Source organism: Paeniglutamicibacter terrestris, assembly GCF_012271785.1.
Lineage (GTDB): Bacteria > Actinomycetota > Actinomycetes > Actinomycetales > Micrococcaceae > Paeniglutamicibacter > Paeniglutamicibacter terrestris.
On record NZ_JAAWVT010000003.1, the window covers coordinates 351,908 to 372,792 of the forward strand.

Consider the following 20,885-nt stretch of genomic DNA (forward strand, 5'->3'; position numbering starts at 1 on the left):
GCACAGCTGTTGGCGCTAAACGGGAGATCGTGGTCCCGGGCTGCGGTTCTTCTGCTACCAGAGTCGTCTGCACTCCGCAGGGTGATCAGCGATCGCTGGCTTTCGGCGGATCAGGCGTTTGGGTTGAGGTGGCGGTAGAGCGTCGCGCGACTCCGCCGAGCAATCGTGCCGCGTCTTCCGCGGTGCGTCCCTTCACACGAGTATCCTGCGCGATCAAGAGATTGTTGGCGGTCACTGCCGGGGCCGAGAGCGGCCGGCCGAATCTGGTGCCCGATTGACGCGCCGCGGCGATTCCGGCATTGACCCGTTCCATGATTAGCTCGCGCTCGTACTCTGTCAGAGAGGCCAAGAAGTTCAGCATCATCCGCCCGGCCGAGGTAGCTGGGTCGTTCCCGTCCGAATTGGATTGGACGTTCACGCCGCGTTCACGCCGCGTTCGCGCAGCAGGTTCACGGCATTCAGGCCATCGACCAAGGATCGGCCAAGCCGGTCGACCCGCCATACCACCACGGTGTCTCCGGCCTCGGCGTACTCGAGCAGCTTCTTCAACCGGGCCGCTCAATAACTGTTGTTCGTGGCTGCAACGCCCACCACTCTTTGCTGACTTCGCGGGTGGCGGTCGGCGCGTTTGGTGCCCACACCACTGTCCGTAGCCTGACGGTTCATAGGCCGAGTCCTAAGGTATCTGGCTCCGGGTAAAAACCATGCAGGAACCGGTGCCCGTTAGCGATGTCGGAATCGTGCAAGCGACCTGTGCCAATCAGGTCAGAACCTAGGTACCTACTGTTCGGGAGATTTCCTTCAATGCCGCCTGAAGCCTGGCATCGGCTTCGTTGGTGACCTCACGTGTCGCATCGCTCTGGCTGAGCTTGACCATGGTTTGCGGTCGATGGCCTCGATGGTGGTTTCCATGGCGGCAGGAGCGCGACGTGCGACGACGTGCGACGACGCTGCGCGGGAGCAGTGCGCCCAGCTGCGGTTCGGCGGTGTTGCCGCGTTGGGACAGTTGCGGGTTGCCGGCTCCGAGAATGATCTAGTCCCCACGGAGGCCTCGGTCTCGTGGCCCACCTTCTGGGTGATGGTCCCCTTCACATCGATGTCCGTCAGGACGCCGAATCCCTGTTCTGCCAAGGCGCCGCGTGTCCGTTCGACAGCTTCTTGCCAGGACAGTGGGACGGTGATGGCGTGGGTGTAGGTCACTGTGGTTCTCCTCGGGTCGTGGTGTGGAGGCGTGCCTGCCTCGACTGCGTACTTCGCCGCGGCAGGGGACCTCGGTTCTGTGGCCATGCTGCGGGTTGGTGTGGTCGCGCGGAGGTGTTGCCGGGGCATTGTCCGCAGGGGTCGGCCGGGGATGCGGTGGGTGCGTTTCATGCATACGGATCGCGACGATTAGCCCGGTAGACGCCCATCTAGCGTCCACTCCATGCGGGACGGGCGACGTCGCCCACGGAGGCCCGTAGCGTGGGCTTGACCATGGCGGTTCCCGCGCCAGACAAGACAGTTTCCAAGGCCCAGGCACCAAAGCCGTCCCCGAGCGCGATGAACGCCAGGGCTCCGGCCTGGACCAACATGCCGGAGGTGATGAGGTGTTTGCGTCCGATCCGGTCCGAGAGAGCACCGGTCGCCATTTGGCCTATGCCCCAGGCCCCGGGATTTAGGGCGAAATGTAGGACGATCTGGCCCATGCTGAGATCCGCGGTGGCGAACAGGAGGTGGAACTGGCCCGAGGAGAGTCCGAAGTTCAGGTTGTTCACCAGACCGGCCAGGCTCGGCGAGGACAAGGCCGGTTCCCAGAAGCTGCTCAGGGAAAGGATTTGGGCGTTGGCTAGGATGTCGGCCAGGCCAGGCCAGGCCGAGCCGAGCGCAAGCGCCCCGGGCATCAATGTTTACGGCATCCAGGAGGACATGTGGGGGTCTCCCGGACGGAAAGGCCTGACAGCAGCAGTGCCATTGCGGTGAAGGCGATTCCCAAGAGGAAGGGTGCCGGACGCAGCCCGGACTGTTCGGCGAGGTATCCGGTCAGCAGGGACACGGCGGCCACGTCACCGAAGCCCGCGGCCCCGTTCAGTCCCATGGCCAGGCCATGCTGTGCCGGGCCGTGCCCACCAGATCGATCTTCATGATGAGGGTGCTCGACCGGGTCAGCCCCCGGTTGATGCCCAGTAGCACGTTTGCGGCGACGGCCCAGCCCCAATCCGGCGCAAGGATGAACATGAGCGGCAGCGGAATGGTGAAAAGCCATCGGCCAGCAGCACGGGCTTTCGTCCGTAGCGGTCCGAGAGGGTCCCGGCGAACCAGTTGGAGGTTGCCTTGGCGATCCCGAAGGCCGCCACGTAGGCAAGCAGGAACGTGTATCCGCTCAGGCCGAATTCGAAGTGGGCCAGCAGTGCCAAGAAGGTTTGTTGCTGTCCAACCATGCCCCGACCAGCGCGTTGACCGCGACGAGCAGGCTGAACTCCGCCGCGTTGTCGCGCAAACTCAAGATGGGGAGCGCTCTGGTGGTGGACTGCTTCATGCTCGGACTCCTGGTGTGCTGGGGGCCGAAAGGCCGGACGGCGATGGGCCGGCGGTTAGTGGGCTTCGGTTGCCGTGGTGGTGGCGGGGGACCCCAGGGGCGTGCGTCGCAGGGGGCATGCCGGGATGGCAAACCAGCATAGGGCCGCGGCGGCCGCGATTGCGGTGGCCGTGACGCCCAAGATGAGGTTGGCGGGGGATGGTAGTTCCTGGAAGAGGACGAAGACGCCCATGGCCAGGACGAAGAAGCCAAAGCCCTTGCGCAGGGCCGATTCTGGGATCCGTCCGGCCAGCCGGGCCCCGAGGAAGGAACCAAGGATCGCGGCGGCCGTGACCCCGCCGACCAGTGCCCAGTCCAGGGTGACTGTGGTGAGGTAGCCGCCAAGTCCGGCGAAGGACTTCATGGCGATAACTACCAGTGAGGTGCCGACTGCGACGGGCATCGACAGGCCGCCAAGCAGGGCGAGCGCCGGGACGACGAGGAAGCCGCCGCCGGCGCCGACGAGCCCGGTGACCAGGCCCACGACTAGACCCTCGATGATGACCTTGAATGCGGGCAACTCGGCGTCGTGGGTGGCGTCGGTGTGATTCTTGCGGCCGCGGATCATGGCCAGGGAAGTGGCGACCATCATCAGGGCAAAGGCGATCATGAGGATTGTTCCGGGGATGCGGCCCCCCAGGAGGCCTCCGCCGAAGGCCCCTGCCATGCCGGCTGCGCCGAAGATCAGTCCTGTGCGCCATTGCACGCGTTTCTTGCGAGCATGAGTCACGGCGCTGACCGCCGAGGTCGCTCCGACCACGAAGAGGGATGCAGCGATGGCTTCCTTGGGGTTCATGCCTGCAACATAGGTGAGGATCGGGACGGTGAGGATGGACCCGCCGCCGCCGAGCAGGCCGAGGGAGATCCCGATCAGCACCGAGAGCAGGAGGGCGAGTGCGAGTGTGAGGGGCATGGAGGTGGCCTTGTCTTGGGAGGAAGGGCGGAGGGCGTGCGGGTTGGCGCCGGTGCGTGGCTTTAGGTGACGGGCAGGCCGGCGCGTTGCCAGGCGATCATGCCGCCGCCCATGGTGTCTGCGGTGTAGCCGGCCCCGGTGAGGGCGTCGGCGACGCGGGCGCTGCGGTTGCCGCTGCGGCAGATGACGATGACGGGGCGGTTCCGGTCTAGCTCCTCCAGTCGGGCCCCCAGCTCGCCCATGGGGATGTGGATGGCACCGGGGATCATGCCCTCGGTGATTTCGAAGTCTTCGCGGACGTCAAGGATCTGGTCCGTGGCACGTCGTCGCTCGGTGTCGGTGATGGAGATTTCGGGCATGGTCTGCTCCTTCGGGGGCGTGTTCAAGCGGCATGTGGGTGTTTTTCGGGCCCGGATCAAGGTGATCCGGGCCCGAAACCGGGAGAAATTCGGTTGGGAGCGGACCAACCGGGTGGGTGCTACGACTTCTTGGTCGGAAGCTGAGCGAGGACTGATGTGCGGGTCGGTTCGTTGCCGGTCTTGTTCCATGGCATTACTGATAGGGCTTTGCCCATGGCGCAGGTGTTGGTGGCAGCCGAGAAGGTCAGGCCCGCGCCGATGACTCCGGCGACGCTGCGGATCTGCGGGGACAGGAACCTGCCCCCGACCAATCCCGCAATGACGAGGGAACCGGCGGCCATGCGCACCTGGCGTTCCAGGTCCCAGCGCTTGGAACCTTCCACGGTCTGACCTCCGGCCTGGTGGTAGGCGGGAACGCCGCCGGCCAAGACGTGGGCGTTACCGAATCCGACTGACGCGAGGTTGGTCTTGGCTTCGGTGGCGCGCACTCCAGATTGGCAGACCAGCACCACCTTGGTGTTGAGCTTGGCGGCGAGTTCTTCGGTGTGTTCGGCCAGCAGCGGGAGGGGGACGTTGTATGAGCCCAGGATGTGTAGGGATTCGAATTCGGCGGCGGAGCGCACGTCAAGCACCACGACGTCAGATCCGGTGGTGATCCAGTCCTTGAGTTCTTCGGGGCTGGTGGTCTGGGGAACAGGGTTCATGGCTGGTGGGCCCTTTCTGCCGGGCATGGCGCCCAGCGGCATCCTGCATCCGGAAGGGGGATGAGGAAATACGTAGAATTTGTGGTCGGGGGATGGGTGGTGGAGAACTTAGGCGTTCTGCAGTTGCTTCCAGTTGGCCCATCCGGAGTAGCTGCCCTCGAGTTCAACAATATTGAACCCGGCACGGCGCAGCGCGGAAGCAGCTACGGAGTTGCGTACCCCGGACTGGCAGTAGCTCACGATCACACCGTTGGCTGGAAGGGTGTTGGTGTTCCAGAGCACTCGTCCTGCGCTGAGCTGCTCGGAACCCGGCACGTGCCCGGCGGTGTGCTCGGTCTTGTTGCGCACATCCAGCAGTAGGGCGGCGTCGAACCCTGCCAGCTCGGCGGGGGAGATCGTGCGAGGCACGTAGAGGGGCAATCCGTCCAGGGACGTGATGTATCCGGCGACTTTGTCGATGCCCACACGGATGAGGTGGTCCCACATCTCGGTGGCACTTTTGCTGTCCGGAGCCAAGAGCACCAGCGGGCGCTGGTCGGTTTCGGGGTCTACGGCCCAGGCGCCGTAGCTTGCTGCCTTGGTGCCGGCGGGAATGTTCAGTGCCCCGGCGACGGTGCCTTCGTGGACCAGGGTGTGGTGGCGCGTGTCGACCACGCCGATTGCGTCGGCAGCTAGAGCCGCGGCGACGTCGTCGGTGGCCAGCTCGGTCAAGGGTGTTCGCTTGCCTATGATGGCCGGGCCCTGGCGGTTTTCGCGTTTCATGCGGCCGAAGTAGGCGTGGGCATCGGGCTGTCCGTCAAGCAGTGCCTCGACGAAGCCTGCCTCGTCGTTCGATTCCAGGTAGTGCCCCCACCAGGCGAAGTTGCGCTCGTAGCCAACGGTGGAGGACGGGATCGCGCCCAGTGCCTTGCCACAAGCACTGCCGGCGCCGTGGCCCGGGTAGATCTGTATGTAGTCGGGCAGGGTGAGGAACTTGTTCTTCAGCGAGAGGAATAGGTCGTGGGCCCCGGCGAAGCGGGTGTCGGTGCCGCCGGCGGCCTCGTCAAGCAGGTCCGGGCGGCCCAGGTCGCCGGAGAAGACGAAGTCGCCCGAAAGTAGGAAGCCGGGCTTGTCGCTGAAGGCGCCGTCGGTGACCAGGAAGGAAAGATGTTCAGGGGTGTGTCCGGGGGTGTGTAGGGCGGTGACGGTGATGTTTCCCAGCGTGATGGTGGACTGGTCCAGGAGGCGTTCGGCCTCGAACTCGTATTGCCAGTCGGCCCCGCCCTCGCCCGAGACGAAGATGGCGGCGTCGGTGGCGGCGGCCAGTTCGCGGGTGCCGGAGAGGTAGTCGGCGTGAATATGGGTTTCGGTAACAGCGACGATCTTCATGCCGTTTTTGGCGGCGAGGTCCTGGTACACCTGGATGTCGCGGCGGGCATCCACTACAACGGCCTGGCCCTTGGCCTGGCAGCCGATGAGGTAGCTGGCTTGTGCGAGGTCCTCATCATAGATGCGTTCGAGAAGCATGGTCTCTCCTTAAGGTGCGTGAATCGTCGGAGATACCCCATGGGGTATCCGGCTGTTCATTAAACCGTAATACCCCCGGGGGTATTGGTCAAGTCGTTCAATAGATGCCCCAAGGTTGCCTGAAATGCAAGAGTGGCCGCCGGCGTCGGAGTAAACGGTGCCGACCGCCGCTAATTTCGGAGCAGTTAGGCTCGACGGCCAAAGAGGCGCGCGAAGTACCCGCCCTTCTTGCTGGACTCTTTCGGGGCCTTTGGGTCGCAGGAGCAGCGCTCGCTCTGCGGCACGTGGGCCATGACCTGTTTGACGTGCTGGCCGCATCCGGCCCAGGTGGTTTTCTGGCACTTGCGGCATTTGGTGGCGCGGCACATGTGGTGGCTCCTTGAGGGTCAGGTTATTGCGGGGGCGGGATAACCCCTTCGCATTCGAGTATTGCATATACCCTAGGGGGTATTGAGCATCCTTGTTTTCGAGTTACTTCAAAACCCCTGGGGGTATACAATGAGGGAAATTACCACACACGAAGGGGCTCGTCATGGAACTTGAAGCGGAAACCATGAAACCCGCAATTAATAGGCTCAAGCGCGCTCAAGGGCAGCTTAATGCGGTGATTCGCATGCTTGAGGAGGGCAGTGATTGCCGCGCGGTGGTCACTCAGCTTTCAGCAGCCTCCAAGGCCATCGACCGCGCCGGTTTCTCCATTATCGCCACCGGGTTGGAGCAGTGCCTCAAGAGTGAGGACTCCTCAAACGATCGCGCCGAGATGGAAAAACTCTTCCTCTCCCTGGCCTAACCCCGTCTAATCAGCGGCCATTTTCCCTGGAATTTGACCACGGGTATCCGGGGTTCTGGCAGCGCACATGCGAGAACGTCGTCGGTGCAGCGGTTTCGTAACCGCCACGGAATTGTTCCCCAGCCGCAAAGCGGGCCGTGGCGATCAGAGCCCATGTTCGTCACTCGGGTACCGCGCACCGAGCAGGGCTATCCACTGAGGTTGGTTCATCCAGTGGCCCAAAGGGCGAGGGTAGAAGTTAGGCCGCGCGGCCATTTAGCGCTGTGAAGAGGAGGCCATGTGCCGTTGCGATTCACAATCTAGCTGTTTAAATTTTGATGCCAAGTTGTCACGGTGGGGGTTAGCTTTTGCGACACTATGTAGGTTGCCACTTTTTGGACCGGCCGCCGTGGCGGTCAGAGGTGGACATATGCGTAGCCATCGTGCAGGTGTTGGGCCAGACGCGCGATGGCCGCAGGGACGTCCACGACGCCTTTGACCAGCGGCGCCCCGGTTACCGGCAGCCTGATCCTGACAAGGATCTTCGTTAAGGCTACCCTCGCCGTGACGGCGACCAACCAAGTCCATTTCCTGATCGTCAAGAAAGAGGAAACGTTCCAACTCGGCCCGCGAGATCGGACTTGAGAACTGGCCATACACCGCTACTGGGTCTTCACTGAGAAATCCAACTGGCATGGCACCAATTTGCGTTAATCGCGAAGGCTTGGCGCTAACCATTGTTCCGCTGCAGCTCAGAACCTAACTCCACCTGGTCCGTTGAGTTCTGCCCGCGCCGCCCTAGGGGGAAAGCCGGTATTCCGTTGTCACGTGGGGAGCGATCATCCTTCGTCCTCTTTATCAGGGGTGTGGGCGACCAAGACGGGGCAGGTGGCGTGCGCGATGCAATATGAGCTGACCGAACCAATGAGCAAGCCTGCGAGCCTGCCGTGGCCTCTGCGGCCTACGATGAGCAGGTCGGCATTCCTACCGGCTTTGATGAGCGCGGATCTCGGATCCCCTTGCACCAAGCTGACTGTGACATTGCTGGGTGTATCGGTGCCGAAAACACTGCTCACTGCCTGGTTCAGGAGGTTCGCGGCGCTCTCTTTGAATCCCTCGATGCCTGCGAGCAGGTAGCTGTCATACATCCGAGGGAAGTCCCAACAGCCGATTGCCTCGATGTGGGCGTTCAACGAACCGGCTAAGTGTTGGGCGTGCCGAAGCGCTTCGAGGGAAGCGTCCGACCCATCCACACCCACAATGATTTTCGATATTCCGTATCCAGGTCTCATAGGAGCCTCCAGTGCTATGGGTGTAGGGCTTCCCAAGCTACCGACTGCGCCGTTGGAACACCATAGGAGTCCAAGAATTTCCAGCTCCTCGCCGTCGGCGGCATTCCCCTAGGGCGCCTGCGAGTGGAGAATAGTCGGCGGGCGCACCGACCAAGCAGCTTTTCCGATCCGCTGTCCCTAATACCTAGGTGACAGCTGCTAATGGGGCGTCAGCATTCGCACCCATGGTAGAGGCGGTAGAGGCTGGTGCCCGGTCACGGAATAGAGCTTGCCGTTCAGGACGTTTTCCCTCCATCAAGGGCAACGCCAGCAAATGAACGAAGCAGAGTCTTAGTAGGGAGCGCGAGCCGGTCCGCGACATTAACCCAACGCACAAGCTCCATGCATCCCCTCACGGCATCAATGCCGGACAGCACGGGCCGGCGCCAAGTTTCTCTCCGTTCAAACAATGAGGGTGTCCACAAGTCTTGTCCCATCACGTCCTGCTCCGTAGCCTTGGCTTCACGGACACCTCCCGGTTGTCTTTTTTGATGAAGGACTAACCCTGAGGACGCTGTATGAAAGCCCTGATCTATCATGGCCCCGGCGACATGTCTTGGTCGGAGGCCCCCAAGCCGCAGGTTCTCAACCCGGGGGATGCCATCGTTCGAGTAGAGACCACCACCATCTGTGGCACTGACCTTCACATCCTCAAAGGGGATGTTCCTGCGGTGCAGCCGGGACGGATCCTGGGTCACGAGGGCGTGGGCACGGTGGTGGAAGTCGGTCCGGGCGTTCACGACATTACGGTGGGTGACCGGGTCCTGATTTCCTGTATCAAGTCCTGTGGACACTGCTCCAACTGTCGGGTGGGCCTATACTCCCATTGCCTAGGGGAGGAAGGCCAATCCGGCATCGGGTGGATTTTGGGGCACTTGATCGATGGCACCCAAGCCGAATACGCGCGGATCCCATACGCTGACAACTCGCTTCACAAGATCCCCGAGAACGTCAGCAACATCGAAGCGGTCATGCTCTCAGACATCCTGCCCACCGGGTTTGAGATCGGTGTGTTGGCCGGCAGGGTCAATCCTGGGGACGTGGTGGCCGTCATCGGTGCCGGCCCGGTCGGGCTTGCCGCCGTTGCCACAGCAGGACTCTGCGGCGCGGGAACGATTGTGGCTATAGACCGTGACACCAACAGACTTGACCAGGCTCAGGGTTTCGGGGCTACGGACACCGTCAATTCCACTCACGTGGACTGGCAGAGTCAGGTGTTGGCACTCACCGACGGTGAGGGAGTGGACGTGGCGATCGAAGCCGTCGGCCTACCCGAAACCTTCACTATGGCCGTTGACCTCGCCCGCCAGGGCGGGCGCATTGCCAACATCGGGGTCCACGGCGCCAGTGTGGAACTTGCCCTTCAGGATCTGTGGATCCGGAACATCGGAATCACAATGGGCTTGGTCAACACCAACACCACTCCGATGCTGCTCAAACTCGTGGCGCAGCACAAGATCCCGGTAGCCAAGTTCGCCACACATTTCTTCACCCTCGATCGGATGATTCATGCCTATGACACCTTTGCCCGGGCTTCCGAAACGAAGGCATTGAAAGTCATTATCAACCGCGCCTCGGCGCTCGCCTAAGGAGTTCATCATGGATCACGTCACCATCATCGGTAACGGACATATGGCCAGAGCCATCGCCGTCCGCATGCTCCGCGCCCGGCATTCGGTCCAGATCATTGGCCGCAACAGCGAAAAGACGCAAGCTCTTGTGGAGTTTCTGGGTGCTGGTGCCCGAGGCGACGAAGAGGGGACCCCCGTTGAGGGAAATATCGTCTTCTTGGCCGTCCCGTTTTTGGAAGGCAAAAAGACGGTCAGTACCTATGGCGAGTCACTGGCGGGAAAAGTCATTGTTGATATTAGCAACCCGGTGGACATGGCCACCTTTGACCACCTGTTGACCCCGGCTGGGACCTCCGCGGCGGAATCGATTGCCTTGCTGGCACCTCCTTCCAGCAACGTGGTCAAGGCCTTCAACACCTGCTTCGCCAAGTCACTGGAAGTGGGACAAGTGGCGGGAGTACCCTTGGATGTTTTCATTGCCGGGGATTCCGAGGCAGCCAAGGCCAAAGTCAGTGCGGTTGCGGCCGCCTCAGGGTTACGTGTGATCGACGTTGGCCCGCTACGCAGGGCGCGTGAGCTCGAATCCATGATGCTCTTGGTCATGGGGCTCCAAGCGAACCCCGAGCACGTGGGTTTCAACTGGGACACGTCCCTGAAGATCCTTCCATAGGAAGAGAAGAGATGAACACGGCACCGGCGAGGCCCGAGCGGATCGTCGTTGACCTCGGTGACTCAGGAAGCTGCACCAACGAGGTCAAAACCGCTGCAATCACTACAACGGATTTGACTGTGGAAGTGCGTATTCTCGAGTGCTGGAGCAGCTTGGAAATTCCCTTTGACTTGAGATTGTCAGGAGATCAGATCCTGGACGCTGAATGCTTGGCAGACAAACTGTGCGATTGGTCGATGACATTTCCGATCGTGCCTTGGGTTCAAACTGCCCACCTTGGCCGAGCATCGCCTTCACGTATGGTCATTCGGCCGCGGTCCTGATCGGGGACATTACCAACACCCGAATGCTTGACTTGCGCCAATGTGGTTGAGGTGGTTCGGAAGGCATACCATCGTTTCGGTTTTAGTCGGCCTGCTCCGACCACCCATTCCCGCCACGTATTGATGGTCACCAAGCCGTAACCAACGGATACCGCCAAGATCACTGTTCAGCAAACTCTGAAATGAGTCGATGAAAGCCATCCGCAAGTACCCCATGATCACCGTCACCCTTTTGATCGGGGGGCTGGTATTGCTGCTCTCGATTTTGGGTCTGGAAACCGTTGCCCAATGGATCGCCAGTGCTTTTGCCGTGGCCGCCGGCCTGCAACGAGGAACAGGGATGGTCCGCGAAATGATCCATGGACGGTGGGGTGTGGATGTCCTTGCCGTCACGGCCATTGCCAGCACGATCGCCGTGGGTGAGTATGTCGCTGCCCTGATCGTCGTACTTATGCTCTACGGTGGTTCTGCTCTGGAAACCCATGCATCGGGAAGAGCGAAGGCAGAACTCCATGCTTTGCTGGCGCGTACCCCCCAAATTGCCCACCGGGAAGTCAACGGAGGGCTGTTGGAAAATGTTGCCGTGACGGAGGTTGTGGCCGGTGACCTCCTAGTCCTGCGTCCGGCCGAGGTGGTACCGGTCGACGGACTCTTACTCTCTGCCAGGGGGTCCTTCGATGAGTCCGTCATTACCGGCGAAAGCCTTCCGGTCGATATGATCAAAGGCGATGTGATTCTCAGCGGCTCGGTCAATGGCGTGTCCGCCGTACGCATGCGGGCCACCGCCTCGGTGACCAATTCCCAATACAGCCGCATTGTCTCGTTGGTGGGAAATGCGGCAGCCAGCCGTGCCCCGGTGGTCCGTCTCGCAGACCGCTACGCCGTCCCCTTTACTTTTCTGGCCTTGGCTCTTGGGGGAGGCGCCTGGCTACTTAGCGGAGAGGCCTCGCGGTTCGCCGAGGTAATGGTCGTCGCAACCCCTTGTCCGTTGCTGATTGCGGCCCCAGTGGCGTTCCTCGGCGGCATGAGTAGGGCCGCCAGAAACGGGATCATTGTCAAGAGCGGCGGCACCCTTGAACAACTGGCCCGAATCAGAACGGCCGTCTTTGATAAGACCGGTACCTTGACGCAAGGACGTCCCACGCTGGCAGAGGTCAGGACGGCCGGCGGCCCCGCACCGGTCGCCAGCGAGCTGGAAGTGCTTGGATCTGCGGCCTCGGCGGAATTGCACTCCTCCCATGTCCTTGCGGCCTCCGTGGTCGCCTCGGCACAGGACCGAGGGGTGGAACTGTCGGTGCCGTCCGACGCGGTTGAACACGCCACTGATGGGGTAGCCGCACTGGTGGACGGGTGCCGTGTTGTCGTTGGGAAACGATTGTTTGTCGAGGCCAGCGTCGGTCCGATCAAGGAAGAGCCGCTCACCGGTGGCCAGCTTGCCGTCTATGTCGGGTTCGACAACGTCTATGCCGGCGCCCTCATCATGAGCGACCCGTTGAGGAGCAACGCCGTGAAGACGCTGGACAGGTTGACAGCACTGGGGATTCAGCGCACCGTGATGGTTACTGGTGACGCCCAGACGACGGCGGAGCACATCGCCGGCTTGGCCGGCATCGCCGAAGTTCTGGCAGGTTGTCGGCCGGAGGACAAAGTCCGCATCGTTCGAGACTTGACTCCGGGGCGGGTCATGATGGTCGGAGACGGCGTCAACGATGCACCGGTCCTGGCGGCTGCCGATGTGGGGGTGGCCATGGGGGCCCGGGGTTCAACGGCCGCTAGCGAATCCGCAGACGTGGTGATCATGGTGGATGACCTGTCCAAGGTGGCCGATGCTGCACGCATTGGCAAAGACACCATTCGGATAGCAGTCCAGAGCATCTGGATAGGCCTCGCGCTGAGCGTGATGTTGATGGGGCTGGCCGCGGTGGGTTACGTTCCGGCGATTGCCGGGGCGCTGAGCCAAGAGTTGGTCGACCTGGCCACCATTCTCAATGCGCTGCGGGCGCTCAAGCCAGGGGAACGCTCCTCAGGAGTCCGTGGGGCATCGCAGTGACAGGCTGAGACCCTGTCCTAAAATATCCGGAGTGCATCCTCGTCGCCGAGCAAAAAATTATCACCCGGACTTCGCCCGTGGGGGCTACAAACAATAAGGGAGAGCGGCCTGCTTTCGGAGAATCCTGTCCAGCGGCTCCGATGTGCCATTCATGCCCTCTTCAGTCCCGCGCCAGACATGGAAGGGGTCCGCCGGTGCAGGCGGCCCCGACCTTTGATTCTAAGCACTGCGGGTACGCGGGTGATTGTTCCGGCAGAGTTCGTTTCTTGGTGTTCAAGAGAAGTGTAAGTCAGTTCTTGCCGGTGGTGGATTGCTTAGTTTCAGCTCGGCCATAGAGCTACTCTCTAAGTCAAATTGTCCTGTAATTGGTAGCTCGGATAGAGCAAGCACCGTGCCCTAGCGACCGGCGGGTAGGTTGCTTTTCGTGACTTGAGCTGTCCTTTCTGACTTCCCTGCCTTGCATCTGGGGGCGGTCGTCCTTAGTACTGCTACGACCACGAGCGTCACTATGATCCAGGACCCAACCATGTGGCTTTAGACCCTTCCGTCCGTCCGGTGAACCGTGGAGTGTTGAGGTGCCATGGTGTTGAGGTGGCATGCCAGCGCCAGGGTTCCGGCCCGTTAGTGTGAGGAGGGGGGACCATGTCGCTCTCGGCTCGTGAAGAAGAGATCCTGCAATCCCTGGAAAAGGCTTTGTCAGACCAGTATCCCGTGCTTGAAAGAAGACTAAAGCACTTCGCGAATCTCTCCGGCGGTGGTTGGATGGTGGGCATCGGGTTCCTGTATCTCCTTCCGGGACTGGGACTGTTGTTCTTGGGTTTGTTCAGCAGCTCCACGTGGTTGGGCATCGTGGCGTTCCTCGTCTTGAACGGTGGCGCATATCTCGCGTCAGTGAGGGTGAATCCCGTTAGCCTGCTTCGCCCGAACCGCGCGCAATCCGCTCCTTCCACATGACGTGGAACCCCCTGCCGGCAGTAGGAGCCTAACCGCCGCGCAATGACTGAGCGCGCTGGGAATGTGCGCTTCTTCCGCCCAAGCTTTGGGTTGCATCACGACGGATCAAGTACAGACACAAGAATATTGAATCGATGCACGTCATCGCCGCGTTAAACGACGGCCGGGTCTAAGAATCCCTTCCACGCTGCGGATGTTTCCCTACGTCCTAGTCGTTTCTCCCAAGCTGGTGCCAAGAGGTGCCGTCCATTCAAACCGAGTCCCCTGGTCCTGAGAACTCTTGACCAGAAAAGTTCCGTTGAGTTCCTGGGCCCGTGCTTTCATGTTGTCCAGCCCGTTCCGGCCCTTGAGCCTGCGGAAACCACATCCGTCGTCGACCACTGCCACCATGATCTTCTCGGTGTCGACATCCACGCGAACGTTGATGCTCTCCGCCTTCGCGTGGTGTACGGCGTTGCTGAGGCCTTCGGAGATGACGGCCAAGACATGACCTTCCATGGCCAATGGGACGAGCCGGTCAATGCCCTCTCCGAGGTGGAGGCCGGGCGCAAACGGCAAGGTGGCGGAAAGCTTCCGGACCACCTGACTGATTCTGTTGCTCAGCGATCGCACGGTGTCTCGCGGTTCCTGAAGTGAATGGATTGTCTCACGGATATCGGCCATGGTTGAGTCGAGTTCTTCCGTAATGGCATCAATGCGTTCCAGCGCCACGGGCTCGGTCGTGAAGAGGGCCAGGCTTTTGGTGCTGAGGCCCGCGGCAAATATCCGCTGAATCACCAGATCGTGCAGGTCCTTGGCGATGCGGTCCCGGTCGGCAAAGACGGCAGATTCCTCCCGGTTCCCGGACACGCGCATCAGTTCCAATGCCAGGGCGGATTGGCGTCCGTATTTCCCAGCTAGGATGTTTTCGTGGTCGCTATAGGGCTGTTCCCCGGGACCGCGTGCCAGGATCAGGAAATCATCACCTACTGCGCCTGAACTCAGGGCGATCAGTAGGGCCGGTCCGATCCCGGATTCCTTTTCGGCGCGAGGCAAGTGCGGGGACAGGTCAAGGGCAACAGCTTTGTTCGTTTCGTGTGCCCTTCGCATCGGGCCCTCCCCGAGGTGAAACGATCGGTGCAGGAACTCCGGGGCAAGTAATCCGGCCCCTGCAGAAATCCGAAGGGTTCCCTGGTCGCCATCACGGAGGCCGACCAGAGCCAGTGCCGCACGGGAGGCTTCCAACCCCTGACGGGCGACAATGGTTTGCCCCGATCTCTTTTCCTCGTTTGTCCGGTCCAGCATCTGCACGGCCACCTGCATGCTTGCTTCCATCCAACGGGTGCGCAAGTGAGCCTCATCAAATAGCTGCGCGTTTTCAATGGCGAATCCCGCCGCGACGGCCAATACGACGGTCAAATCCTCATCGGCGGCAGTGAATGGTTCACCACCACGTTTTTCGGTGAGATACAGATTTCCGAAGACGACATCGTGGATGCGGATGGGGACGCCGAGGAAGGACCTCATTTGAGGGTGAAATCGTGGAAACCCCACGGACGCAGGATGCGTGTGAAGGTCCTGCAGCCGGATCGGGTGGGGATCGCGCATGAGCACGCCAAGGACCCCCTGGCCGGTGGGCAATGGTCCGAGGCATTCGACCGTTTCGTCATCGATTCCCTCGGTGATGAAGCGGCTCAGCGTCTGCCCGTCCCCGACGACTCCCAGCGCCCCATACCTGGCATCGGTGAGCTTGCATGCCGACTGAACAATATGCTGCAGGACTGAGTCCAGACTCAGGTCCTGGGAAATGGCGATGACCGAAGACAGTAGTCCCTGCATGCGTGTCTGGAACTGGACTAATTCCTCCACACTGGTGCTCAAGACCGTGCGGATATCCTCCAAGCCAGGGGTCGGAGCGGAAGACCGTTCCACTAGGGGGCGGGGGTCCGCCGATGAAGACTCCATGGTCTCTCCGTCCAAGTGCCGCAGGGGACTGACTTCCGGGGGCCGCGTCTTGACCGAGGATAGCCAACAGGCTACGCCCACTGGCTCTTGAACACCAGCAAGAGACCCTACAGGATCCGGGATGAGTCAACGGCAGATTTCCCCGGTTCGGAACCACGCTACCGGGGTTCCGACCTTGGCAAGCCCCGGGGCACAGAAATGGATGTGGTCCATGCCGGGGGCCAAAATGGTGCAGTGCATGGAAAGGACAGCTCTCCGGAGAAAGGGGGACGGGACGTTTGGCCCTACCGCCACGAAGCGCGGTGGCCAACGCTGGGGTAGGTCAAATCGCCGCTTTTCTGCGGCAACAACCCACACCTAGTAGGAGAAATGTCATGAACGAAATTCTCAGGTCGCCGCGCCAGTCCGCGGTGTCGAGGTCCCCTTTCGACCTGTTCGCAAAGTCCCCATTCGGCATGCTCGATTCCCTGCAACGGCTCTTTGACGGGGAAAACGAAAACTCCACCATGAGGGTGGAGGAGTTCGTTGAGGACAACTCGTTGGTTGTTCGGGCCGAACTGCCCGGCATCGACCCCGACAAGGATGTGGAGGTGTCGGTCGCCGACGGGATCCTGAGCATCAGTGCCCACCGCGAGGACACCTCGGAGACTCGTTCGGAGGGCAGATACCGCTCCGAGTTCCGCTACGGATCGATGCTGCGAAGGATTGCTCTTCCGGAAGGCGTAGGCGAGTCCGAGGTAAAAGCCTCCTACAAGGACGGCATCTTGGAGGTCCGCGCACCGATGCCGGCCCAGAAGCCCGCCCCCGAGACCACCAAGGTGGCCATCACTACGGAATAGGAAAGCATTGCCCGCCGAATCGACTCGCAGCCCACCAAGACCAAGGACATCATGGAGAATCATCCCGCACCCACCGACCGCACCGTTCAAGCCGCCGTCGAATCCGAACTCCGGTGGACACCTGACGTGGAGGCAGCACACATCGGGGTGAGCGTGCAGGACCATGCCGTCACCTTGAGCGGTGAAGTTGCCAACTACCCCGAACGGCTGGCCGCCCAGCGGGCGGCACTGCGCGTGAAAGGGGTTTCCGCTGTGGCCGACGAGCTCTCGGTCCACTACTCCGGGGCGCCGAAGACAGACGGGGACATCGCCGAATCGGTGGGATACGTGCTCAACAACCACGCGAGCATTCCTCCGGGATCGGTCAAGGCCACGGTCCGCAACCACGTGGTGACACTCACCGGAACGGTGCCCTGGAATTACCAGCGGGAAGAGGCTGCCAAGGCCATCGGAGCGGTCACCGGGGTGAACCTCGTGGAGAACCACATCGGATTGCCCCAGCAGCCCTCCGCGACCGTCTTGGCGGACAGGATCAAGGACGCGCTAGCCCGGAATGCCGCACTCGCGGCGCGGAACATCAAGGTTTCCGTCCAGGGTGACCGCGTCACCCTGAGCGGGTATCTGCCCTCTTGGTTTGAGAAGAAGCAGGCCGGGCTTGCTGCTTGGGCGGCTCCGCACGTGGGATCGGTCCAGAACAACATCACCATCGGCCTGGAATGACCTGACCGCGAGGCCGGGCATTTCCTGGCCGCACGGGTGCACTTGACACAAGGCTTGCATGAGATCGCCTACAGCGGGAGATCTGCGATAACTCCGCAAACACGCTGTGGTGCTTCCCGTTGCAGTCCGTACCTCGATCGACGAAGCAGCCCGGAAGGATCAACCCCGGGTGAACAAGATCGCTATTTGAAAGGAGGTGGGACACAATGCGCACCTTTGGTATTGAGGAAGAGTTCTTTGTTGTTGAACCGCTGACTGGTCTACCCGGCGTGCCGCATGCCTCGGCTCGGAGCGAACTGCTGGCTCTGAGCATCGGCGGTGCCGGGACACGCAGCGAGTTTCTCGCCTGCCAGTTGGAAGGGGTTGGCCCGATCTGCACCGAGGGTTTCGAAGCACTTGAGTCGGCGCAAATGTACCGCAAGGCCTTGGCCCACGCGGTTAGGGACTTGGGATACCACGCAGTGGCGCTGGGAACTCCGCCGCGCATTTCGACGGCTCCGGCCGTGGTGAGCTCCGGCGACAGGTACCGCGCGATCCATTCCTTGTGTGGGGAGCTCGCCACCTCGCACTACCTTTCGGGCTTGCACGTGCACGTGCAGGTGGAGGACCTCGATTCCGGCATCATAGCGCTGAACCAGTTGCGGCGCTGGCTTCCGGCCTTGACGGCGTGTGGGGCAAACTCGCCCTATTGGCGCGGACATGACACCGGATTCGCGTCCTGGCGGACCATTCGCTATCGGCAGTGGGCACTCCAAGGCATACCGCCGTACTTCTCAGATGCGCAGGAATACACCGATCGGATGCGATTCGTCCTTGATGCCGATATAGTGCTGGATCCGGGCCATGTGAGGTGGGGTGCCCGGCTTTCCTCCTCGTTACCAACTATCGAGGTCCGGGTGGCAGACACTCAAATGAAAGCCTCGAATTCCATCCTGCTGGCTCTAATTATCAGATCCCTGGTCGACGCCAGTCTGACGGGGGAACCTGAAGGCTTCCAACCGATGCCAGAAGCCATTGATATTGCCCAATGGCAAGCGGCAAAATTCGGTTTGCACGGCAATAACTTCGATCCCACGGACGGGAGAAAGACGTCCGCTACTGGGATGATGCACCGGCTGATGGAATACATCCGTGATGCGTTGAAGCGGAATGGGGATTATGAGTATGTCACCGCAGGGCTCTCGGGGATCCTGCAGCAGGGAACGGGGGCCAGTATTCAACGCCGGCACTTCAAACAGGGCGGTTTCACCGCCGTGCTGGATGAAGCAGCCCTCGCCATCGCTGACTAGCGCGGGTGCATTCGCGGCCGCGAGCTGGCGTGAGGTCAACGGCCTAGTCGTGTTGGCTGCCCCGCGGCAGTGGGGTGTGGGTCATCATCCCCAAGGATTTTGACGTTCAACGCCAAACGTATGTCTCCGGCGAACACATTTGGCTGAAGGCCTGCAGCTGAGATCACCGCGTCGAGCCCTGACCGCGGCGGAGTACCGAGAGCCTGGCAGTATATTCATTCTCATCGATTTCACCGCGGGCAAACCGCTCGGCGAGCAGGTCTTCTGCCATGTTGCGACCCGGCGCTTCGCCCTCGTATCGCCGGTTGGAGACGCCCGCGGACCGGCCGAACAAGATGACCGTCGTAATGATGACACCCCAAAACAAGACAACGCTGAGGATCATCAGGACATTGCCCAACCCGCCCATGTCTTGGTTCCAATTCATCATGACGGTTTCCTTCCGTACCTCAAATAGTCGCTGACTCATCCTTCACTATCGAGGGCGGTTTCGGATGGTGACAGAGTCTTTGGTCCCAGAGAGGCCGGGTCGACTCCTTAAGTGCCAAGACAAACCCTGCATGTAAAGAGCTCGGGGGCGGTCCACTCCCGGGGCAGGTACTGGGTGATTGTTGCTGCCAGGATTCAACCCGCGCAGCCATAGGCACCGGCGTTCTAAGCGCGTGCACCGAAATGATCGCCGTGACCACCTGCTGCACTTACCTGAATCCGCTGCTCCTCACTCGGGTGTGGGGACATAGTGCAGAAGACTTCGAACGTGGTCTAAAGCTCAACGGGGGGTGTCCCCTTTCCATGGACCTGGGATAGCTTCCGCGGGTGGCAGCCTCCGGAGAGGAATGCATCCGCGGAAGTCTGCAACATGACGGTGGTACTTACCCAGGTGTCCTAAATATTGGGAAGGGCGATTCCGAATCGGAGGTTCGAGACCGAACACCGGCAGCTAGGTCCAGGGTGTTCGGACCGGTGGCGTTGATCTGACAGTGTGCTTAGACCATTTCGGCGATATCCGGAATTGATGTGTCCTAGGCACCCAGACGTGTGGAGGTGGGGTCGTGACAATGGTTTGGTCCCAACCACTTCTGCCAGATGGAGGGGAGCCGCTATTGCCCGTTTCGGCTGGAGCACTCCAGAGGGAAGATCATTCCCATTGCGAGGACTCCCTCCATCGATATGGCGATCGTAAGAGGGAACGACTGGGGTCCCAACAACGCATATTCGACGATTCTTCCCGAGCCAGGCCCGGGTCTCAGGGGCATCTGTAGTAGCGCAGTGTGACTCGAACTTTCAAAAGAAAATCCGCTTCGGGACTTTGCGCACTGGCTTGGGACCGGGGGGTGCCGTTGACTGTGAGGACGATAAGCACAACTCGCGCTCACCGAGTTTCTCGGGTAAGGCAGAAAGGAATGATGGACGTGAATCATATCGAGGCTCAGCCCAGGAGTGATTCATCTTTCCGGCCCCCCGGGCAGGAGCCTTGGCATCGATATGTGGCGTTGGGGGACTCCTTTACCGAAGGATACGGCGATCCCGAACCTTCGAGTCCGGGGGGATACCGCGGTTGGGCGGATCGCGTTGCAGAGGAACTCAGCCTTGAACACGACGGCTTCTCCTACGCCAATCTGGCCGTCCGGGGGTCTACCGTCCGCCAAGTGATTGATCGGCAGCTAGCCCGGGCGGTGGACCTTGGCCCGGATTTGGTGACTTTCCAAGCGGGTGGAAACGACCTCATTCGTCCTGGGGCCGATCCAGACCGGCTGGCCGCCGCTATCGAACCTGCCATCAAGACCCTGGCCTCGACTGGCGCCGCCGTAGTGCTTTTCGTCGGGCCGAATTCCGGGCCGCAGACCGTCTTGGGCCACGTGAGACCGAAGATCGCGCTCTTTAACGAGAACCTTCGTGCCATTGCTGTGCGTCAAGGTGCGGTAGTGGCTGACCTATGGGCACTGACGGACCTGACGGATTCATGTATGTGGGATCGGGACCGGCTGCATCTTTCCCCGATGGGCCACCAAAGGGTCGCAGCCATGGTGCTCGATAGCCTTGAAGTCCCGCATGGCCTCGTTCCCTTCCACATCAGGGCTCTGCCGACGCGAACCTGGACCCGGACCAAGGCCGATGACTTCACCTGGGTCCGTGAATATCTTGTTCCGTGGGTCCTGCGCAAAGCCACCCGACACCCAGTGCTTCCGGTACCGGCACCCAAACGTCCAACCCCCGGCCCCGTCGAAGGATGCAGAAGTACTTTGACTGTGCCAAGAGGATCCGAGGTGTAGCCCCATGTCTAAGACTTCTGCAGCGGGGCTAGCCTGCGATTATGGATGTCCTGATAGTCAACCTCGACAATGACCCCCCCTATGAAAATGTTGGCTGTATACCTTGGAAACCCAGC

23 protein-coding genes are annotated in these 20,885 nt (G+C 61.2%); 9 read left to right on the forward strand and 14 right to left on the reverse strand.

Translation table 11 applies throughout. The annotated features are described in order from the left end of the window. Positions 1 to 85: 85 nt before the first annotated feature. The 11 genes from HED64_RS09355 to HED64_RS09385 form a co-directional block, all read right to left on the reverse strand. On the reverse strand, positions 86 to 418 hold the full coding sequence (locus tag HED64_RS09355) for a recombinase family protein (protein WP_425351792.1): 333 nt from the start codon (positions 416 to 418) through the stop codon (positions 86 to 88). Then, positions 415 to 549, reverse strand: coding sequence for a recombinase family protein (locus HED64_RS20265; RefSeq protein WP_425351793.1), 135 nt, complete (start codon positions 547 to 549; stop codon positions 415 to 417). The genes HED64_RS09355 and HED64_RS20265 overlap by 4 nt, the downstream gene beginning before the upstream one ends. A 252-nt stretch (positions 550 to 801) precedes the next feature. Continuing rightward, entirely contained in the window at positions 802 to 1,200 is a 399-nt protein-coding gene (locus tag HED64_RS09360; protein WP_245325834.1) for a DUF302 domain-containing protein, read from the reverse strand. Between the two features lie 209 nt (positions 1,201 to 1,409). Further along, positions 1,410 to 1,880: an MFS transporter gene (locus HED64_RS19650; RefSeq protein WP_210149460.1), complete on the reverse strand. Its 471-nt coding sequence runs from the start codon at positions 1,878 to 1,880 to the stop codon at positions 1,410 to 1,412. Beyond that, complete coding sequence (locus HED64_RS19655; RefSeq protein WP_210149462.1) at positions 1,880 to 2,074, reverse strand: hypothetical protein; 195 nt, start codon at positions 2,072 to 2,074, stop codon at positions 1,880 to 1,882. The genes HED64_RS19650 and HED64_RS19655 overlap by 1 nt, the downstream gene beginning before the upstream one ends. Next, entirely contained in the window at positions 2,065 to 2,214 is a 150-nt protein-coding gene (locus tag HED64_RS19660) for a hypothetical protein (protein WP_210149464.1), read from the reverse strand. Before HED64_RS19660 ends, HED64_RS19655 begins: the two co-directional genes overlap by 10 nt. A gap of 145 nt (positions 2,215 to 2,359) precedes the next feature. Further along, a complete protein-coding gene (locus tag HED64_RS19665) occupies positions 2,360 to 2,515 on the reverse strand; it encodes a hypothetical protein (RefSeq protein ID WP_210149466.1) in 156 nt (51 codons plus the stop codon). 55 nt (positions 2,516 to 2,570) lie between these two features. Continuing rightward, positions 2,571 to 3,467 carry a sulfite exporter TauE/SafE family protein gene (locus HED64_RS09370; RefSeq protein WP_168151744.1) on the reverse strand — a complete coding sequence of 299 codons (897 nt, stop codon included), beginning with the start codon at positions 3,465 to 3,467 and terminating at the stop codon, positions 2,571 to 2,573. 62 nt (positions 3,468 to 3,529) lie between these two features. Beyond that, on the reverse strand, positions 3,530 to 3,826 hold the full coding sequence (locus tag HED64_RS09375; RefSeq protein ID WP_132363799.1) for a rhodanese-like domain-containing protein: 297 nt from the start codon (positions 3,824 to 3,826) through the stop codon (positions 3,530 to 3,532). Between the two features lie 119 nt (positions 3,827 to 3,945). Continuing rightward, complete coding sequence (locus HED64_RS09380; RefSeq protein WP_132363801.1) at positions 3,946 to 4,530, reverse strand: rhodanese-like domain-containing protein; 585 nt, start codon at positions 4,528 to 4,530, stop codon at positions 3,946 to 3,948. Positions 4,531 to 4,638: 108 nt separating this feature from the next. After that, complete coding sequence (locus HED64_RS09385; protein WP_132363803.1) at positions 4,639 to 6,036, reverse strand: MBL fold metallo-hydrolase; 1,398 nt, start codon at positions 6,034 to 6,036, stop codon at positions 4,639 to 4,641. A 532-nt stretch (positions 6,037 to 6,568) separates the two neighbouring features. On the opposite strand from HED64_RS09385, the gene HED64_RS09395 reads away from it, so the two are divergent. Next, positions 6,569 to 6,826, forward strand: a complete 258-nt coding sequence (locus HED64_RS09395; RefSeq protein ID WP_168151745.1) for a metal-sensitive transcriptional regulator — start codon at positions 6,569 to 6,571, stop codon at positions 6,824 to 6,826. A gap of 818 nt (positions 6,827 to 7,644) precedes the next feature. Here the strand turns inward: HED64_RS09395 and HED64_RS09400 are convergent. Continuing rightward, positions 7,645 to 8,097, reverse strand: coding sequence for a universal stress protein (locus tag HED64_RS09400; RefSeq protein WP_168151746.1), 453 nt, complete (start codon positions 8,095 to 8,097; stop codon positions 7,645 to 7,647). 557 nt (positions 8,098 to 8,654) lie between these two features. Here HED64_RS09400 and HED64_RS09405 point away from each other — a divergent pair. The 4 genes from HED64_RS09405 (at position 8,655) to HED64_RS09420 (ending at position 13,704) form a co-directional block, all read left to right on the forward strand. Beyond that, positions 8,655 to 9,725 (forward strand): zinc-dependent alcohol dehydrogenase family protein, encoded by a 1,071-nt coding sequence (locus HED64_RS09405; protein WP_168151747.1) that lies wholly within the window; start codon positions 8,655 to 8,657, stop codon positions 9,723 to 9,725. A gap of 10 nt (positions 9,726 to 9,735) precedes the next feature. Further along, complete coding sequence (locus tag HED64_RS09410) at positions 9,736 to 10,377, forward strand: NADPH-dependent F420 reductase (protein ID WP_132363811.1); 642 nt, start codon at positions 9,736 to 9,738, stop codon at positions 10,375 to 10,377. Between the two features lie 513 nt (positions 10,378 to 10,890). Then, positions 10,891 to 12,750 (forward strand): heavy metal translocating P-type ATPase, encoded by a 1,860-nt coding sequence (locus tag HED64_RS09415; RefSeq protein ID WP_168151748.1) that lies wholly within the window; start codon positions 10,891 to 10,893, stop codon positions 12,748 to 12,750. A gap of 642 nt (positions 12,751 to 13,392) precedes the next feature. Next, positions 13,393 to 13,704: a DUF3040 domain-containing protein gene (locus HED64_RS09420; RefSeq protein ID WP_132363815.1), complete on the forward strand. Its 312-nt coding sequence runs from the start codon at positions 13,393 to 13,395 to the stop codon at positions 13,702 to 13,704. Positions 13,705 to 13,905: 201 nt separating this feature from the next. Here the strand turns inward: HED64_RS09420 and HED64_RS09425 are convergent, their stop codons facing one another. Beyond that, positions 13,906 to 15,564: a GAF domain-containing sensor histidine kinase gene (locus HED64_RS09425; RefSeq protein WP_168151749.1), complete on the reverse strand. Its 1,659-nt coding sequence runs from the start codon at positions 15,562 to 15,564 to the stop codon at positions 13,906 to 13,908. Between the two features lie 458 nt (positions 15,565 to 16,022). On the opposite strand from HED64_RS09425, the gene HED64_RS09430 reads away from it, so the two are divergent. The 3 genes from HED64_RS09430 to HED64_RS09440 all read left to right on the forward strand — a co-directional run bounded on the left by HED64_RS09430 (position 16,023) and on the right by HED64_RS09440 (position 18,496). Further along, positions 16,023 to 16,487 (forward strand): Hsp20/alpha crystallin family protein, encoded by a 465-nt coding sequence (locus HED64_RS09430; protein WP_132363823.1) that lies wholly within the window; start codon positions 16,023 to 16,025, stop codon positions 16,485 to 16,487. 51 nt (positions 16,488 to 16,538) lie between these two features. Further along, positions 16,539 to 17,207, forward strand: a complete 669-nt coding sequence (locus tag HED64_RS09435) for a BON domain-containing protein (RefSeq protein ID WP_168151750.1) — start codon at positions 16,539 to 16,541, stop codon at positions 17,205 to 17,207. A gap of 206 nt (positions 17,208 to 17,413) precedes the next feature. Then, the gene (locus tag HED64_RS09440; RefSeq protein ID WP_132363827.1) at positions 17,414 to 18,496 is read left to right on the forward strand and encodes a carboxylate-amine ligase; all 1,083 of its coding nucleotides are present in this window, start codon (positions 17,414 to 17,416) and stop codon (positions 18,494 to 18,496) included. A gap of 163 nt (positions 18,497 to 18,659) precedes the next feature. Here HED64_RS09440 and HED64_RS09445 read toward each other — a convergent pair whose 3' ends face one another. Next, positions 18,660 to 18,926: an SHOCT domain-containing protein gene (locus tag HED64_RS09445; protein WP_132363829.1), complete on the reverse strand. Its 267-nt coding sequence runs from the start codon at positions 18,924 to 18,926 to the stop codon at positions 18,660 to 18,662. A 976-nt stretch (positions 18,927 to 19,902) separates the two neighbouring features. Here HED64_RS09445 and HED64_RS09450 point away from each other — a divergent pair. After that, positions 19,903 to 20,769, forward strand: coding sequence for an SGNH/GDSL hydrolase family protein (locus tag HED64_RS09450; protein ID WP_168151808.1), 867 nt, complete (start codon positions 19,903 to 19,905; stop codon positions 20,767 to 20,769). Positions 20,770 to 20,885 lie beyond the last annotated feature (116 nt).

Excerpts from the sequence above, each read along its gene's own strand:
- HED64_RS09435 (WP_168151750.1), top strand. The coding sequence starts at position 16,539 with ATGGAGAATCATCCCGCACCCACCGACCGCACCGTTCAAGCCGCCGTC.
- HED64_RS09440 (WP_132363827.1), top strand. The coding sequence starts at position 17,414 with ATGCGCACCTTTGGTATTGAGGAAGAGTTCTTTGTTGTTGAACCGCTG.
- HED64_RS19660 (WP_210149464.1), bottom strand. The coding sequence starts at position 2,214 with ATGTTCATCCTTGCGCCGGATTGGGGCTGGGCCGTCGCCGCAAACGTG.
- HED64_RS09415 (WP_168151748.1), top strand. The coding sequence starts at position 10,891 with ATGAAAGCCATCCGCAAGTACCCCATGATCACCGTCACCCTTTTGATC.
- HED64_RS09445 (WP_132363829.1), bottom strand. The coding sequence starts at position 18,926 with ATGATGAATTGGAACCAAGACATGGGCGGGTTGGGCAATGTCCTGATG.
- HED64_RS09370 (WP_168151744.1), bottom strand. The coding sequence starts at position 3,467 with ATGCCCCTCACACTCGCACTCGCCCTCCTGCTCTCGGTGCTGATCGGG.
- HED64_RS19655 (WP_210149462.1), bottom strand. The coding sequence starts at position 2,074 with ATGGGACTGAACGGGGCCGCGGGCTTCGGTGACGTGGCCGCCGTGTCC.
- HED64_RS19665 (WP_210149466.1), bottom strand. The coding sequence starts at position 2,515 with ATGAAGCAGTCCACCACCAGAGCGCTCCCCATCTTGAGTTTGCGCGAC.
- HED64_RS09450 (WP_168151808.1), top strand. The coding sequence starts at position 19,903 with ATGGACGTGAATCATATCGAGGCTCAGCCCAGGAGTGATTCATCTTTC.
- HED64_RS19650 (WP_210149460.1), bottom strand. The coding sequence starts at position 1,880 with ATGCCCGGGGCGCTTGCGCTCGGCTCGGCCTGGCCTGGCCTGGCCGAC.
- HED64_RS09395 (WP_168151745.1), top strand. The coding sequence starts at position 6,569 with ATGGAACTTGAAGCGGAAACCATGAAACCCGCAATTAATAGGCTCAAG.
- HED64_RS09385 (WP_132363803.1), bottom strand. The coding sequence starts at position 6,036 with ATGCTTCTCGAACGCATCTATGATGAGGACCTCGCACAAGCCAGCTAC.
- HED64_RS09410 (WP_132363811.1), top strand. The coding sequence starts at position 9,736 with ATGGATCACGTCACCATCATCGGTAACGGACATATGGCCAGAGCCATC.
- HED64_RS09430 (WP_132363823.1), top strand. The coding sequence starts at position 16,023 with ATGAACGAAATTCTCAGGTCGCCGCGCCAGTCCGCGGTGTCGAGGTCC.
- HED64_RS09405 (WP_168151747.1), top strand. The coding sequence starts at position 8,655 with ATGAAAGCCCTGATCTATCATGGCCCCGGCGACATGTCTTGGTCGGAG.
- HED64_RS09400 (WP_168151746.1), bottom strand. The coding sequence starts at position 8,097 with ATGAGACCTGGATACGGAATATCGAAAATCATTGTGGGTGTGGATGGG.
- HED64_RS09380 (WP_132363801.1), bottom strand. The coding sequence starts at position 4,530 with ATGAACCCTGTTCCCCAGACCACCAGCCCCGAAGAACTCAAGGACTGG.
- HED64_RS09420 (WP_132363815.1), top strand. The coding sequence starts at position 13,393 with ATGTCGCTCTCGGCTCGTGAAGAAGAGATCCTGCAATCCCTGGAAAAG.
- HED64_RS09375 (WP_132363799.1), bottom strand. The coding sequence starts at position 3,826 with ATGCCCGAAATCTCCATCACCGACACCGAGCGACGACGTGCCACGGAC.